This is a genomic window from Pseudomonas sp. NPDC008258 (assembly GCF_042956345.1).
In the GTDB taxonomy this organism is placed as follows: Bacteria; Pseudomonadota; Gammaproteobacteria; order Pseudomonadales; family Pseudomonadaceae; genus Aquipseudomonas.
The window spans coordinates 1-14,235 of sequence record NZ_JBIBGE010000010.1 but is presented as its reverse complement, the minus strand read 5'-3'; the positions used below and the strand labels follow the sequence as shown (position 1 = coordinate 14,235).

The 14,235-nt window shown below is 63.4% G+C and carries 14 protein-coding genes; 6 read left to right on the top strand and 8 right to left on the bottom strand.

Annotated elements, in window-relative coordinates; all coding sequences use genetic code 11:
* Positions 1 to 4 precede the first annotated feature (4 nt).
* Both ybeY and ACFY9W_RS10185 read right to left on the bottom strand, forming a co-directional pair.
* Positions 5 to 478 carry an rRNA maturation RNase YbeY gene (gene ybeY, locus ACFY9W_RS10190; RefSeq protein ID WP_391129241.1) on the bottom strand — a complete coding sequence of 158 codons (474 nt, stop codon included), beginning with the start codon at positions 476 to 478 and terminating at the stop codon, positions 5 to 7.
* Entirely contained in the window at positions 471 to 1,469 is a 999-nt protein-coding gene (locus tag ACFY9W_RS10185; protein WP_016712170.1) for a PhoH family protein, read from the bottom strand. Before ACFY9W_RS10185 ends, ybeY begins: the two co-directional genes overlap by 8 nt.
* A gap of 261 nt (positions 1,470 to 1,730) precedes the next feature.
* Here ACFY9W_RS10185 and ACFY9W_RS10180 point away from each other — a divergent pair, with 261 nt between their 5' ends.
* Positions 1,731 to 2,057 carry a DUF1820 family protein gene (locus ACFY9W_RS10180; protein WP_198752411.1) on the top strand — a complete coding sequence of 109 codons (327 nt, stop codon included), beginning with the start codon at positions 1,731 to 1,733 and terminating at the stop codon, positions 2,055 to 2,057.
* 3 nt (positions 2,058 to 2,060) lie between these two features.
* On the opposite strand, the gene ACFY9W_RS10175 is transcribed toward ACFY9W_RS10180, so the two are convergent.
* The 4 genes from ACFY9W_RS10175 to ACFY9W_RS10160 all read right to left on the bottom strand — a co-directional run bounded on the left by ACFY9W_RS10175 (position 2,061) and on the right by ACFY9W_RS10160 (position 5,581).
* Positions 2,061 to 2,606, bottom strand: coding sequence for a tetratricopeptide repeat protein (locus ACFY9W_RS10175; RefSeq protein WP_391129237.1), 546 nt, complete (start codon positions 2,604 to 2,606; stop codon positions 2,061 to 2,063).
* A 239-nt stretch (positions 2,607 to 2,845) separates the two neighbouring features.
* Positions 2,846 to 4,129, bottom strand: coding sequence for a glutamate-1-semialdehyde 2,1-aminomutase (gene hemL, locus ACFY9W_RS10170; protein WP_391129234.1), 1,284 nt, complete (start codon positions 4,127 to 4,129; stop codon positions 2,846 to 2,848).
* Positions 4,130 to 4,146: 17 nt separating this feature from the next.
* Positions 4,147 to 4,770 carry a thiamine phosphate synthase gene (thiE, locus tag ACFY9W_RS10165; RefSeq protein WP_391129231.1) on the bottom strand — a complete coding sequence of 208 codons (624 nt, stop codon included), beginning with the start codon at positions 4,768 to 4,770 and terminating at the stop codon, positions 4,147 to 4,149.
* Positions 4,771 to 4,783: 13 nt separating this feature from the next.
* Positions 4,784 to 5,581 (bottom strand): bifunctional hydroxymethylpyrimidine kinase/phosphomethylpyrimidine kinase, encoded by a 798-nt coding sequence (locus ACFY9W_RS10160; RefSeq protein ID WP_391129228.1) that lies wholly within the window; start codon positions 5,579 to 5,581, stop codon positions 4,784 to 4,786.
* 265 nt (positions 5,582 to 5,846) lie between these two features.
* Between ACFY9W_RS10160 and ACFY9W_RS10155 the strand changes: the two genes are divergently transcribed.
* The 4 genes from ACFY9W_RS10155 (at position 5,847) to ACFY9W_RS10140 (ending at position 12,021) form a co-directional block, all read left to right on the top strand.
* Positions 5,847 to 7,835, top strand: a complete 1,989-nt coding sequence (locus tag ACFY9W_RS10155; RefSeq protein ID WP_391129225.1) for a 7TM diverse intracellular signaling domain-containing protein — start codon at positions 5,847 to 5,849, stop codon at positions 7,833 to 7,835.
* Between the two features lie 245 nt (positions 7,836 to 8,080).
* Entirely contained in the window at positions 8,081 to 9,733 is a 1,653-nt protein-coding gene (locus tag ACFY9W_RS10150; RefSeq protein ID WP_391129222.1) for an acyl-CoA dehydrogenase family protein, read from the top strand.
* Positions 9,734 to 9,918: 185 nt separating this feature from the next.
* Positions 9,919 to 11,382 (top strand): AMP nucleosidase, encoded by a 1,464-nt coding sequence (gene amn, locus ACFY9W_RS10145; protein WP_391129219.1) that lies wholly within the window; start codon positions 9,919 to 9,921, stop codon positions 11,380 to 11,382.
* A gap of 6 nt (positions 11,383 to 11,388) precedes the next feature.
* Entirely contained in the window at positions 11,389 to 12,021 is a 633-nt protein-coding gene (locus ACFY9W_RS10140) for a pseudouridine synthase (protein WP_391129216.1), read from the top strand.
* A 112-nt stretch (positions 12,022 to 12,133) separates the two neighbouring features.
* On the opposite strand, the gene ACFY9W_RS10135 is transcribed toward ACFY9W_RS10140, so the two are convergent.
* Both ACFY9W_RS10135 and ACFY9W_RS10130 read right to left on the bottom strand, forming a co-directional pair.
* On the bottom strand, positions 12,134 to 12,337 hold the full coding sequence (locus ACFY9W_RS10135) for a DUF2788 domain-containing protein (RefSeq protein WP_003249787.1): 204 nt from the start codon (positions 12,335 to 12,337) through the stop codon (positions 12,134 to 12,136).
* 54 nt (positions 12,338 to 12,391) lie between these two features.
* Positions 12,392 to 12,868, bottom strand: a complete 477-nt coding sequence (locus tag ACFY9W_RS10130; protein ID WP_016712159.1) for an Lrp/AsnC family transcriptional regulator — start codon at positions 12,866 to 12,868, stop codon at positions 12,392 to 12,394.
* Positions 12,869 to 13,262: 394 nt separating this feature from the next.
* On the opposite strand from ACFY9W_RS10130, the gene ACFY9W_RS10125 reads away from it, so the two are divergent.
* A complete protein-coding gene (locus tag ACFY9W_RS10125; protein ID WP_391129211.1) occupies positions 13,263 to 14,057 on the top strand; it encodes a DUF6515 family protein in 795 nt (264 codons plus the stop codon).
* Positions 14,058 to 14,235: the final 178 nt, after the last annotated feature.

Genomic DNA, 14,235 nt, shown 5'->3' with positions numbered 1-14,235 from the left:
TGTTTCAGTGTGTGATTGAGTCGGTTTCATCGTCGGCATACGGGTCGGGGTGACCCAGTTCTGCCAGCAATTCCCGTTCCAGGCCTTCCATTTCCTCGGCTTCCTCATCATCGATGTGGTCGTAGCCGAGCAGGTGCAGGCAGCCGTGGATGACCAGGTGGGCCCAGTGGGCTTCAAGCGCCTTGCCTTGTTCGGCAGCTTCGCGCTCGACCACGGACACGCAGATCACCAGGTCGCCCAGCAGCGGAATATCGAGCAGGTCGTCAGGCACATCGGCCGGGAACGACAGCACATTGGTCGCGTAGTCCTTGTGCCGGTAGGTGTGGTTGAGTTCACGGCCTTCGGCTTCGTCGACCAGGCGAATGGTCATTTCCGAGTCGGCGCTGCGCTGGCGCAGGGCCAGTTCGCACCAGCGGCGGAAGGCGGCGTCATCCGGGGCGGCAGCGTCCGTGGCCCGTTGGATATCAAGTTCAAGCATCTTTGCCGGGCGCCTCGGGCTTGGCCTGGCGGGCTTCGAAGCGGTCATAGGCTTCGACAATGCGCTGCACCAGTGGGTGACGAACCACATCTTTGGGTTGGAAGTGGGTAAAGCTGATCCCCGGAACGTCCTTCAGCACCTCGATGACATGTGCCAGGCCCGACTTGGTGCCCCGTGGCAGGTCGACCTGGGTAATGTCGCCGGTGATCACCGCCGTTGAGCCGAAGCCGATGCGGGTGAGGAACATCTTCATCTGTTCCAGCGTGGTGTTCTGGCTTTCGTCAAGGATGATGAAGCTGTTGTTCAGGGTGCGGCCACGCATGTAGGCCAGCGGGGCGATCTCGATTACCTGGCGCTCGATCAGCTTGGCGACGTGCTCGAAACCGAGCATTTCGTACAGGGCGTCGTACAGCGGGCGCAGGTACGGGTCGATCTTTTGCGCCAGGTCACCGGGCAGGAAGCCGAGCTTTTCGCCCGCTTCGACCGCCGGGCGCACCAGCAGGATGCGGCGCACTTGTTCGCGCTCCAGCGCGTCCACGGCGCAGGCTACGGCGAGGTAGGTCTTGCCGGTGCCGGCCGGGCCGATGCCGAAGTTGATGTCGTTGGCCAGGATTTCCTTCACGTAGCGCTGCTGGTTGAGCCCGCGCGGGCGGATATTGCCCTTGCGCGTACGCAGCGACACGCTGACCTCGTTGACGGCCGGGTTGTCGATGTTCTCGACAGCCGACTCCTGCAGGTACAGGTGCACGGTCTCCGGCGACAGGTCGGTGGCCTTGGTCTCGCGGTAGAGACGGCGCAGCAGCTGTTCGGCCGCGGAGGTGGTCTTGGGTTCGCCGATCAGTTCGAACTGATTGCCGCGGTTGCGGATTTCGATGGCCAGGCGCTGTTCGATCAGGCGCAGGTGCTCGTCGAACTGGCCGCACAAATTGGCGAAACGGTGGGCCTCGAAGGGCTCGAGGATGAAACGATGGGGTTCTATGGGTGCGTTCAAGGTCGTTTTTAGCCGCTCGACGGCAATGGAGGTGAACTCAAGAATAACCCTTGAATGGCAGTGGCGAAAGCACTGAAACGATCAAGGGTTGGCACAAGGTATGTAGTGCCTGTTCTGGCCTCTTCGCGGGCAAGCCCGCTCCCACAGGTACTGCACCGGTTTGAAGGTGGGTGCAATACCTGTGGGAGCGGGCTTGCCCGCGAAGGGGCCGGTGCAGGTATGATGCCTGCCTTTTCTTACGCATGTGTTATCCCGCCGAACATGAGCAAACGCGAACCTGCCATCTATAAAGTGATCTTCCTCAACCAGGGGCAGGTCTTCGAGATGTATGCCAAGCAGATCTACCAGAGCGACCTGTGGGGGTTTCTGGAAATCGAGGAGTTCGTCTTCGGCGAGCGCTCGCAGCTGGTGGTAGACCCGAGCGAGGAAAAGCTCAAGACCCAGTTCGAGGGGGTGGTGCGCAGTTTCGTGCCGATGCACTCGATCGTGCGTATCGATGAGGTGGAGCGCCTGGGCACGGCCAAGATCAGCGAAGCCAAGGGTGGCGGCAATGTAATGCCGTTCCCGATGCCGATGCCGGAAAAGTAAGCCTCAGGGGAGTGGCGAGAACGGCGTGCGCCCTTCGGCGTTCTGCAGTTCCAGCAGGTACTTGCGGAAGATCTGGCCGAGCACCTGGGTGGCATGCTCCAGTTCGTCGCGGGGCATTTGCTCGGTCACTTCGTCAGCCATGTCCAGTGCATCTTCGGCACCGTTGACGGCGGCCATCTTCAGCAGGATGTAGGCCTGTACATTGTTGGCCTTGACCCCTTCGCCGTGGAAGAACATGGCGCCCAGACGATACTGCGCGTCGGCCTGGCCTTGCAGCGAGGCCTTCTGGAACCAGTCCAGGGCTTTGTTCAGGTTTTTTGGCGTTTGCGTGTAGTAGTACTCGCCCAGTTCGAATTGCGCCTGGGCATCCCCGTTCGTCGCCGTCTGCTCGCAAGCTTTGAGGGCGTTTGCCAGGTCTTCTGGCTGGACATTCAAGGTGCAGCGGCCCGTCGCTGGAATGAGCAACGAGTTACCGCCCTCCGCCAAGGCCAGCAGGGGCTGAAGAAGCAACAGGCAGCCCAGGGTCAGGGCGCGGCCGGTGCGGTTCATGGGGATCGACTTACCTCTGCAAAGCTGCGGCCAATGTCTCTGGTGGCACATTATGGGATAAGCAGCGCCAACCTTACAAAGTTTTACTCGAATTTCTGCTTGGTTGGGGAAGTCAGCTGATTGTGCATGAATAATTGTTGCCTGTACTGGCCCTTTCGCGGGCTTGCCCGCTCCCACAGGTTACGCGCTTGAACTGTGGGAGCGGGCAAGCCCGCGAAAGGGCCAGTACAGGCTAAATATCACTTCAGGGCTGCAAAGGCCTTTTCAGCAGCATCCAGGGTGATCTGCAGTTCCTTGTCGCCATGGGCGATGGAAGTGAAGCCCGCCTCGAATGCGCTCGGTGCCAGGTACACGCCACCGTCCAGCATCACGTGGAAGAAGCGCTTGAAGCGCTCGGCATCGCTGGCCATCACGTCTTCGAAGGTGACGATATCGTCGGCACCGCTGAAGTACAGGCCGAACATGGCGCCGGCTTGGGTGGTGACGAACGGTATGCCAGCTGCATCGGCACGTTGTTGCAGGCCATCGAGCATGCGGCTGGTGTAGTCGGTCAGCTCGGCGTGGAAGCCCGGGCGGCTGATCAGCTTCAGGGTGGTCAGGCCGGCGGCCATGGCCAGCGGGTTGCCCGACAGGGTGCCGGCCTGGTAGACCGGGCCGAGCGGGGCGATGCAGCCCATGATCTCGCGCTTGCCGCCGAAGCAGCCGACCGGCATGCCGCCACCGACGATCTTGCCGAAGGTCGACAGGTCTGGCTTGATGCCGTAATGGCCCTGGGCGCCGCCCAGGGAAACGCGAAAGCCGGTCATCACTTCGTCGAAGATCAGCACCACGCCGTGCTTGTCGCACTGCTCGCGCAGGCCTTCAAGGAAGCCTGGCGCCGGCGGTACGCAGTTCATGTTGCCAGCCACCGGCTCGACGATGATGCAGGCGACGGTCTGGCCGACGTCGGCCAGGGTTTTCTCGACGGCGGCGATGTCGTTGAACGGCAGGGTCAGGGTGTGCTTGGCAAAGTCTGCCGGCACGCCGGCCGAACTTGGTACGCCTTGGGTCAGCAGGCCGGAACCGGCTTTTACCAGCAGGCTGTCGGAGTGGCCGTGGTAGCAGCCTTCGAACTTGATGATGGCGTCACGGCCGGTGTAGCCACGGGCCAGGCGGATGGCGCTCATGGTGGCTTCGGTGCCCGAGCTGACCATGCGTACCATTTCCATGGACGGCACCAGCGAGCAGACCAGGTCGGCCATGTCGGTTTCCATGGCGGTTGGTGCGCCATAGGACAGGCCGTGCTCCAGCTGCTTGCGTACCGAGTCCAGTACCTGCGGGTGGCCGTGGCCGAGGATCATCGGGCCCCAGGAGCCAACATAGTCGACGTAGCGCTTGTCGTCCTCGTCGACAACGTAGGCGCCTTCGGCATGCTTGAAGAACAGCGGCGTGCCGCCAACGCTCTTGAAGGCACGCACCGGCGAGTTGACGCCACCGGGGATGTGCTTCTGGGCTTTGGCGAACAGGTCTTCGGAACGGGACATGAAAGGCTCTCTCGAAATCAGGATGCGAACAAGGCGTTGAAGGCGCGGGCGCGGCGGGTGACTTCCTGCGCGCTGTCGGCACCGAACAGGCCGTGGATCACCGCCAGCAGGTCGGCGCCATGGGCGACCAGCGGGGCGGCGTTGTCGAGGGTGATGCCACCGATCACCGCGATCGGCAGTTTCACCTGGGCGCGTGCCTGCTCCAGCAGTTCGACGTTGGCAGCGGGCGCACCCGGCTTGGTGACGGAATTGAAGAAGCGGCCAAAGGCGACGTAGCTGGCGCCCTCGCTGGCGGCCTGGGCGGCCAGCTCGAGGCTGGCGTGGCAGGTGGAGCCGATGATCGCCTGGCGGCCAAGCAGGGCGCGGGCTGGTGTCAGCGGGCCGTCGGTCTGGCCCAGGTGCACGCCAACGCCCAGGCGTGCGGCCAGTTCGGCGTCGTCGTTGATGAGCAGCTGGGTGCCGTAGCGCTCGCACAGCTTCATCAGCCCTTCGGCTTCGCGCAGGCGGCGCGCCGCGTCGTCGCTTTTGTCGCGATATTGCAGCAGGCGCACGCCGCCTTCCAGCGCCGCTTCGACATGGGACAGGAACCGGCCAGCGAGCAGCTGGCTGTCGGTGATGGCGTACAGACCGCGTAGCTTCATTGAAGGCCTCGCATCAGGAACAGAAGTCCAGGGGCAGGCGGCGCGGCACGAACTGGCCTTTGCCCAGCTGCTCGGCGTCACGCAGGGTGCGCCAGGTGTATTCCAGGGCGCTGCGCACGGCGCTTACCAGCTGCTCGCCAAGGGCAAGGCGGCCGGCCAGGGCGCTGGCCAGGGTGCAGCCCGAGCCGTGGTAGCTGCCCGGCAGGCGTTGGCAGGTCCAGGTGTGGCGCTGGCCGTCCTGGGTATACAGGCGGTTGTGGATTTCGTCTTCGTCGCCGTGACCGCCGGTGATCAGCAGGTGTCTACAGAACGGCAACAGTTTCTCGGCACACTCGTCGGCAGTGCCTTCGGGCAGTTCGGCGAGGATGCGCGCCTCGGGCAGGTTCGGCGTGGCGATGGTCGCCAGCGGCAACAGGCGTTCGCGCATGGCGTAGCCCACTTCGTCCTTGCCCAGGCGGCCACCGCCACCGGCACGCAGTACCGGGTCGCAGACCAGTGGCAGGTGCGGGTGGGCGGCCAGCAGTTCGGCGACGGTGTCGACCATTTCGATCGAGCCGAGCATGCCCAGCTTGACGGCGGCCACCGTGGAGTCGGCCAGCACGGCATTGGCCTGGGCCAGTACCCACTCGCGGTCGAGCACGCGGAAGTCGGAAACGTTGACGGTATCCTGCACGGTCAGGGCGGTCACGGCGGGCGCGGCGTGACAGCCTTGGGCGATCAGGGCTTCGATATCTGCCTGCAAGCCGGCGCCGCCACTTGGGTCGTGGCCGGAGAGACAGAGGACAACGGGGCGGGAGCTGTAGGTATTCATGGTCGGCGAGCTTACCACCAAACCTGTTTGGGCGGATCGTCCTACAAACGAGTTTTGCTGATCGATCGGTCAGCTTGTGGTTTGTTGATCTTCTGAAAGCATTGATTTAGAGCCTTTTCCTTGGTTTTTGATATGGCCGATTGCCAGGTTGCGAAGCTATGCTAGAGTGCTCGGATAACTCGACAAACGGGTGCTGCTGGATCACGTCGTCTCAAACGGATGGGAGGCAAACGCGACGCGACCAGACAGGCCATGCTGGGGCTGTATGCGCTATTTGCTGATTGTGCTTCTGGGCTTGTTGCCCGTGCTGGCCGGAGCGGTCGATTTCGACGACGCTTCCCGGCATCTTCCGTTGGGCAAGGTCATGCAGGTTTATGAAGACCTCGACGGCAGTGCCAGCATCGCCCAGGTCAGCGCCCCTGGGTTCGCCAAACATTTCCGCCCCCACCATGAAGACGTGCTGAACGCCGGTTACTCCACCTCGGTGTTCTGGCTCAAGGTCGAACTGCGCCCGGTTGCGCCGCCCGGTGCCGCGCCACGGCAATGGCTGCTGGAGCTGGCCTATCCGCCGCTGGACCACCTGGAGCTGTATCTACCCGACAGCACGGGTGTATATCGCCTCGCGCAGCGCACCGGCGATGCCTTGCCCTACGACAGCCGGCAAATCCGGCAGAACAACTACTTGTTCAATCTGCTGTTGCCCCCAGGCCAGGTGACCACCGCCTACCTGCGCCTGCATAGCCAGGGGTCGGTGCAGGCGCCGCTGGCGTTGTGGTCTCCCGAGGCCTATATGGAAGAGCAGCCAACGCGCCTGTATGTGTTGGGCATGATCTACGGCGTGTTGCTGGTGATGCTGGTGTACAACCTGTTCATCTACCTTAGCGTGCGCGATGTCAGCTACCTCTACTACATCCTCTATATCGCTTCGTTCGGCTTTTACCAGGTGTCGGTGAACGGTGCGGGTGTGGCCTACTTCTGGCCTGACAGCCCGTGGTGGGCAAATGCCTCGACGCCATTGTTCATTGGTGCGGCTGGCCTGTTTGGCTGCCAGTTTGCCCGCCACTTCCTGCAGCTGGGCAGCATCAGCCGTGGCTTTGACCGGCTTCTGCAGCTATTGATGCTGGGCGGCGCGGTGGTCATGGTGCTGGCGGTGTGCATGGCCTACGGCGTTGCCCTGCGCATGGCCACGCTGCTGGCGCTGCTGTTTACCGTGAGCATCTTCAGCGCCGGGCTGTTCGCCTGGTGGCGCGGTTTGCGCGTGGCGCGCTGGTTCATCATCGCCTGGACGGCCTTCCTGCTTGGCGGGCTGGTCAACACGCTGATGGTGCTGGGCTACCTGCCGAACGTGTTCATCACCATGTATGCCAGCCAGCTGGGTTCAGCGCTGGAGGTGGCGTTGCTGTCGCTGGCGCTGGCCGACCGTATCAACAGCCTGCGCGAGCAGCAGGCGCAGGCGTTGCGGGAGACGGGGCGCACGCTGGAGCAGTTGAACCTGCAACTGGCCAGGAGCAACCGGCTGAAGGACGAGTTCCTGGCCAGTGTGACCCACGAGCTGCGCACGCCGATGAATGGGGTGATCGGGTCGCTGGAGCTGATGCTTACGCTGCCGATGGAAGGCGAGATGGCCCAGTACCACCGTACGGCGGTGGGGTCGGCGCAGGGCATGATGGACATGGTTGATGCGATCCTGACCCTGTCCGAGCTGCAAGCGGGGCGCCTGAGGGCGCAGCCTGCGCCGTTCAGCCTGCGCACGCTGTTGCAGAGCCTGCGTGCGGGTTATGCCGGGCAGGCTTTGGGCAAAGGCTTGTACCTGAGCCTGGATATACCGGCTGATCTGCCCGACGCGCTGGTGGGTGATGCGCAGAAGCTGGCGCGTTGCCTGGGCTGCCTGGTGGACAACGGGCTCAAATTCACCCACCAGGGCGGGGTGATGATCCAGGTCCGCGGGCGCCGGGTAGGGCCGGACGACCTGGCATTGACCTTTACGGTGAGTGACAGCGGGATCGGCTTTGATGACCTGGAGCAGTCGACCTTGTACCAGCGGTTCTTCCAGGTGGATGGCTCGATGACCCGGCGTTATGGCGGGTTGGGGATCGGGCTGTCGATTTGCCGGCAGATGGGCGAGTTGCTGGGGGCGCGGTTGGCGCATGAGTCCACGCGGGGCCTGGGGAGCCGGTTTGAATTGAGTTTGAACATGGCGGTTTCGCAGGTGCAGATACCGGTGAGTAGCCTGCAGACGCGGCGGTCGCTTTGAGGGCGTGGATTTGGGTAGGGCTGGAAGGTGTTCGCCGATAGGTTTTTAGCGCCTATGAGACCGAGCGCCGCCCGCGCGGCGCTCGATCTCATGGCCCGTGAAAATCTATTGGCGAGCACCTTCCAGCTCTGATGCATGCCCCACATTCCCCACCACCCCACCTTTAGTCACGAATGCCCCTTTGACTCCCCCGCAAGCAGTGCTTCACTGGGTCTCTCAAGCCTACCCGGATCCAGGAGCCCCCGATGAACCTGCACCAGTACGCTGAAACCCACGAAGTCACCAACCAGCCACCGCCTCTCGACGGCGCCAACCTCTACCGCCTCGACCTGCCATTGCAAGAGTGGTCCCGGCGCTTTGGCGCAGGCTGGGCCGAGTCGCGGATCGACGCCTACGGCGCCCTGGCGGGTGGCCCGTTGATGCAGGCAGGCTTCCTGGCCAACGCGCACAAACCCGAATTCAGCAGCCACGACCGCTACGGCCATCGTATCGACCTGGTCGAGTTCCACCCCGCCTACCACGAACTGATGCGCACCGCCGTAGAGCACGGCCTGCCGTCGCTGCCATGGGCCGAACCCCGCCCCGGCGCCCATGTGGCCCGGGCTTCGATGACCTACCTGCACAGCCAGGCTGAAGCTGGTACCGGCTGCCCGCTGACCATGACCTTCGCCGCCGTGCCAGCCCTGCGCCTGCAACCCGAGCTGGCTGAATACTGGCTGCCGAAGATCCTTGCCTGCGAGTACGACCCGCGCAACGTCGGCGACCGGCACAAGGCCGGGGTCACCCTGGGCATGGCCATGACCGAAAAGCAGGGCGGCACCGATGTGCGCGCCAACACCACCCGGGCCTACCCGGTCGGGGCGCCGGGGCCGGGCCAGGCCTACGAGCTGGTCGGCCACAAATGGTTCTGCTCGGCACCCATGTGCGACGCCTTCCTGACGCTGGCACAAACCGAAAAGGGCCTGAGCTGCTTCCTGCTGCCGCGCCATCGCCCGGACGACAACCGCAACCAGTTCTATATCCAGCGGCTGAAGAACAAGCTCGGCAACAGCTCTAACGCCTCCAGCGAGGTCGAGTTCCGTGGCGCGCTGGCGTGGATGATCGGCGAAGAGGGGCGCGGTGTGCCGACCATCATCGAGATGGTGGCCATGACCCGCTTCGACTGCATGGTCGGCTCCAGCGCCCTGATGCGCCAGGCACTGACCCAGGCTGCTCACCACTGCGCGCACCGCAAGGTCGGTGGCCGGGTGCTGAACGAACAGCCGCTGATGCAGAACGTGCTGGCTGATCTGGCACTGGAAAGCGAGGCTGCATTGGCCTTGAGCCTGCGCATGGGCCAGGCACTGGAGCAGCTCGACGACCCGCAGCAGGCGCATTTCGCCCGGCTGGTCACGGCGGTGGGCAAGTACTGGATCTGCAAACGGGCGCCGGCCATGATCAACGAGGCGGCAGAATGCCTGGGCGGCGCAGGTTATGTGGAGGACAGCATCCTGCCGCGGCTGTACCGCGAAGCACCGGTCAATTCGACCTGGGAAGGCTCGGGTAATGTGCAGTGCCTGGATGTGCTGCGAGCCTTGTCCAAGGAGCCGGGTGTGCTGGATGCGTTGTTTGCCGAACTGGGGGATGGCCACGGTGACCCGCGCCTGGCGGCGCATATCGGCAACCTCAAGGGGGCGTTTGCCGACACGGGCGACATGCAGTACCGGGCGCGGCAGTTGACCGAGGATATTGCCTTGGCATTGCAGGCCAAGCTGTTGCTGGAGGCGGGGAATGCGCTGGTCAGTGATGCGTTTATTGGCAGCCGGTTGGCGGGCGGTGGCCGGGTTTACGGTGCACTGCCGCGTGGTATCGATGTGCAGGCCCTGGTGGCAAGGGCGACACCCACCTGTACAGGTTGAGGTGGCTGTGATGGCCCTATCGCCGGCAAGCCAGCTCCCACAAGTACTGCACCGGTGTCGAATCCTGTGCAGTACCTGTGGGAGCTGGCTTGCCGGCGATGAGGCCGGGACTGACCACTGGGGATGTATTTGCCAAGAAACGCAGGCAAGATGGTTCACATGCATGTCCAGACAGGAAGCACAGTGTGAGCCACGCTTTTGTAGTCGTTGATACCCCCGAACAGGCCGTCGACCGTCTGGCGGCCCTGCATGATCAGGCCACCGGGGCCCTTAGCCAGGCCCTCAAGCGTTACCTGAAGGACCGTACCGAGCCAGGTGCCGAAGAGCGCGACCTGTTCCGCTACCCGGCATTGCGCCTGACCTACTACAGCCACGGTGAAGTCGCCGCCACCACGCGGGCCTACGCCAAGGTCCAGGTGGCTGGCACCTACAGCGTCACCGTCACCCAGCCTGCCGCGTTCCGCAGCTACCTGCTGGAACAGCTGCGCCCCTTGATGCACGACTACACCGTCACGGTAGAGGTCGGCGTCAGCGAGCAGAACATTCCTTATCCGTACGTGGTCGACCAGGGCGACGAACTGGCCGGCAGCGGCATCACCGCCGCGCAACTGGCGCGGGTGTTCCCCAGCACCGACCTGTCGGCTGCCACCGACAATATCGCCGACGGCCTGTACGACTGGGACCGTGCGGAGATCCTGCCCTTGGCGCTGTTCGATGCCGCGCGCGTCGACTTCTCGCTGCGCCGCCTGGTGCACTACACCGGTAGCGACTGGCGCCATGTGCAGCCGTGGATCCTGCTGACCAACTACCACCGCTATGTCGACCAGTTCATCAGCCATGGCCTTGAGCAACTGCGTGACGACCCGCGCTTTGTGCGCATGGTGCTGCCGGGCAACGTGGTGATCGAAAAGGGCATGGACCATGGTGAGACCCAGGCTTTGGTAGCCAGTGTGATCTGGCACCGCTACCAGATGCCGGCCTACCACCTGATTGCCGCCGATGGCGATGGCATCACCTTGGTCAACATCGGTGTCGGCCCGTCCAACGCCAAGAACATCACCGACCACCTGGCCGTGTTGCGCCCACACTGCTGGCTGATGATCGGCCACTGCGGTGGCCTGCGGCAGTCGCAAACCATCGGTGATTATGTGCTGGCGCACGCCTACATGCGCCGTGACGGTATTCTTGACCGGGTGGTACCGCCGAACATCCCGATTCCGGCCCTGGCCGAAGTGCAGTTAGCGTTGCAGGAAGCCGCAGCCCAGGTTACCGGTGAGCGTGGCGAACAGCTGAAGAAGCGCCTGCGGACCGGCACCGTGCTGACTTACGACGACCGTAACTGGGAGTTGCGCTGGGCGCAGGAACGCCCGCTCATCAACCTGTCGCGTGCCGTGGCGGTGGACATGGAAAGCGGCACCATTGCCGCCCAGGGTTATCGTTTGCGCGTGCCGTACGGCACCTTGCTGTGTGTGTCCGACAAGCCGCTGCACAGCGAGATCAAGCTGCCGGGTTCGGCCAACGCCTTCTATAACCGGGCAGTCAGCCAGCACCTGAAGATCGGCATTGCTGCCCTCGACCTGCTGCGCACCGAGCTCAACTCGCTGCACTCGCGTAAACTGCGCAGCTTCGATGAGCCGCCGTTCCGCTGAGGATCCATGTCACTGCCACCCCGTAACAAGCCGCGCCGCCCCCAGGCGCGGCCTGCCGCCGGCCCACGTCGCCAGCCCAAGGCGCCACCGGCCGCGCCGCGCCTGATCCTGTTCAACAAACCGTTCGACGTGCTGACGCAGTTCAGCGACGGTGAGGGGCGGGCGACGCTCAAGGATTTCATCGACATCCCGGGCGTGTACCCGGCGGGGCGGCTGGATCGTGACAGCGAGGGGCTTTTGCTGCTGACCAACGATGGCGGGTTGCAGGCGCGCATTGCCGACCCGAAGCACAAGTTGCCCAAGACCTACTGGGTGCAGGTGGAAGGCGAACCCAGCGACGAGCAGATCCAGCGCTTGCGCGATGGCGTGGAGCTGAACGACGGGCCGACTTTGCCGGCAGAGGCACGGCGGCTGGATGAGCCTGAGCTGTGGCCGCGCAACCCGCCGGTGCGTTTTCGCAAGAGCGTGCCGACCAGCTGGCTGGAGCTGGTGATTCGGGAAGGGCGTAACCGCCAGGTACGGCGGATGACGGCGGCGGTGGGGTTGCCGACCTTGCGCCTGGTGCGGGTGCGGATTGGTGACTGGGCGCTGGATGGGCTGGAGCAGGGTTGCTGGCGGGAGGTCCCTGCCAAGCTTTAGTCCAGTTCAGGGGCCATTCGCGGGCACGCCCGCTCCCACAGGGACGGCGCAGTACTTGAAGGCAGCGCCAAACCTGTGGGAGCGGGCGTGCCCGCGAATGGCCCTGAAATTTTTACACCCCTTCGAGAAACCCTACCACCACGCTTTTGATGATAAAGGCCAGCACCCCCAGCCCCAGCACGAAGAACAGGATCAACGTACCAAACTTCCCGGCCTTGGACTTTTTCGCCAGGTCCCAGACGATGAAGCCCATGAAACCGATCAACACGGTGACCAGGATGATCATCATCCACTCTTCGAATACGGCGGGATCCATCGGTGTTCTCCAGGCAGGCTGAGCAGCCGATTATACGCCGGCTGCCGTGGGCATTTAACGCAGGTGGGTCAATGGCATCTCGGTACTGGCCAGCACCTGGTTGAGCACGAAGCTCGAGCGCACGCTGGTGACGCCTTCGATACGGGTCAGGCTGCCTAGAAGCAGTTTCTGGTAGTGGTCCATGTCGGGGACCACCACTTTAAGCTGGTAATCGGCATCCATGCCGGTGACCAGGCTGCATTCAAGCACCTGCGGCAGGTTGCGGATGGCTGCCTCGAAGGTTTCGAAGCGTTCCGGGGTGTGGCGGTCCATGCCGATCAGCACGTAGGCGGTCAGGCTCAGGCCCAGCTTCTTGCGGTCGAGCAGCGCCACCTGGCGCGAGATGTAGCCGTCGTCTTCCAGTTGCTTGACCCGACGCGAGCACGGCGAAGGCGACAGGCCGATGCGTTCGGCCAGTTCCTGGTTGGAAATGCGCGCATCGCGCTGCAATTCGGCGAGGATGCTCAGGTCGTAGCGGTCAAGTTTGCTCATGGCAGTTGCCTTTTCTGTTCGTATTGCTGCGAATTATCAATCCAGGGTGAAAAATTGCGCAAGTGCTATTTATCCGAGCAATCTTCGCAATCCTGTGCTGCAACCTGTCCGGTATCTTTATCAACAGAATCACTGCCCGGACATCAGTCCACGGCGACGCGCTCTAGGCGGGCGGTCGCGGCCAGCCATCCAACAGGATCTGCAGGCCCCCGGGCTACACACCCTCCAGAAGACGGTGTGAGGTGAGCCGGCGCCACAAGTGCCGAGCACGGACGACAATTCCTGAAGGGAGGCCCTGTGGCCTCCCTTTTTTCTGTCTGGAAATTTAATTGGCCTGTGTGGCGGGCGCGGTAGACTGGTTTCGGGTGCAGTTTTTTCTACCGAGAGGAATACCATGAAGTCGCGCATCTGGCTGTTGGCAGGTGTTGGTTTGCTGGGTTTGAGCATCAGCCTGGGGGCGTTGGCCGAAGGGCCGGGTGAGGGGCACGGTGGACACGGTCAGCAGGTGCAAGGTGAAGGCGGGCCGGGCCGCACGCTCAACTCGCGCGACGAAGTGCGCCAGACCCAGGCACCACGCCAGGGGTATTACCAGGACATTCCTCGACGCCACGGTGATGACCGCTGGCAGGGGCGCCCGGATGGCCATGGCAATGGCTGGGGGCCTGGGCCGCAGTATCGGCCGGGGCACACGGTGGACCATTTCCCCGACCGCTACTGGAAAGTGCCCTACCGTGGCGCGGACTACTTCTACTCCGGTGGCTACTGGTACCGCCCGCACGGTGGCAGCTACATCGTGGTGACCCCGCCTTACGGCGTGCGGGTCAACTACTTGCCGTCCTACGCGCAGGAGGTCTGGTTGGGCGGTGCATTGTTCTTCCTGGTGGCCGATACCTATTACCAGTACCTGGCGGACAGCCAGGAATATGTGGTGGTCAACCCGCCCGTTGCTGCGCCAGCGCCCGTGCCGGTTGCACCTGCGAATGGTGGGTATGATGTAGTGGCTTACCCGATGCATGGTCAGGGCCAGGAGCAGCAGGAACAGGACCGCTATCAATGCCATCGCTGGGCGGTAAGCCAGTCGGGCTTCGACCCGGCGACGGCGACCTATGCGCCGCCGGCCAATGTGCTCAGCAACTACCAGCGTGCGCTGGGCGCGTGCTTCAGTGGAAGGGGTTACAGCATCAACTGAGCCGGGTGTGTTGCCTGCAAGGGTCCTATCGCCGGCAAGCCAGCTCCCACAGGTATTGCGCATGTCTTCAGGCCGGTGAAGTTCCTGTGGGAGATTCTATGGTTTTAGGGAAGTTTTTTAAGCGGCTTTTGATCGATACTCGTCTCCGCTTTTCAGTAGGGCAAATACTACTCGCGCC

Coding starts and splice junctions, on each gene's coding strand:
- ybeY (WP_391129241.1), bottom strand. CDS start 478: ATGCTTGAACTTGATATCCAACGGGCCACGGACGCTGCCGCCCCGGAT.
- ACFY9W_RS10180 (WP_198752411.1), top strand. CDS start 1,731: ATGAGCAAACGCGAACCTGCCATCTATAAAGTGATCTTCCTCAACCAG.
- ACFY9W_RS10175 (WP_391129237.1), bottom strand. CDS start 2,606: ATGAACCGCACCGGCCGCGCCCTGACCCTGGGCTGCCTGTTGCTTCTT.
- hemL (WP_391129234.1), bottom strand. CDS start 4,129: ATGTCCCGTTCCGAAGACCTGTTCGCCAAAGCCCAGAAGCACATCCCC.
- thiE (WP_391129231.1), bottom strand. CDS start 4,770: ATGAAGCTACGCGGTCTGTACGCCATCACCGACAGCCAGCTGCTCGCT.
- ACFY9W_RS10160 (WP_391129228.1), bottom strand. CDS start 5,581: ATGAATACCTACAGCTCCCGCCCCGTTGTCCTCTGTCTCTCCGGCCAC.
- ACFY9W_RS10155 (WP_391129225.1), top strand. CDS start 5,847: ATGCGCTATTTGCTGATTGTGCTTCTGGGCTTGTTGCCCGTGCTGGCC.
- ACFY9W_RS10150 (WP_391129222.1), top strand. CDS start 8,081: ATGAACCTGCACCAGTACGCTGAAACCCACGAAGTCACCAACCAGCCA.
- ACFY9W_RS10140 (WP_391129216.1), top strand. CDS start 11,389: ATGTCACTGCCACCCCGTAACAAGCCGCGCCGCCCCCAGGCGCGGCCT.
- ACFY9W_RS10135 (WP_003249787.1), bottom strand. CDS start 12,337: ATGGATCCCGCCGTATTCGAAGAGTGGATGATGATCATCCTGGTCACC.
- ACFY9W_RS10130 (WP_016712159.1), bottom strand. CDS start 12,868: ATGAGCAAACTTGACCGCTACGACCTGAGCATCCTCGCCGAATTGCAG.
- ACFY9W_RS10125 (WP_391129211.1), top strand. CDS start 13,263: ATGAAGTCGCGCATCTGGCTGTTGGCAGGTGTTGGTTTGCTGGGTTTG.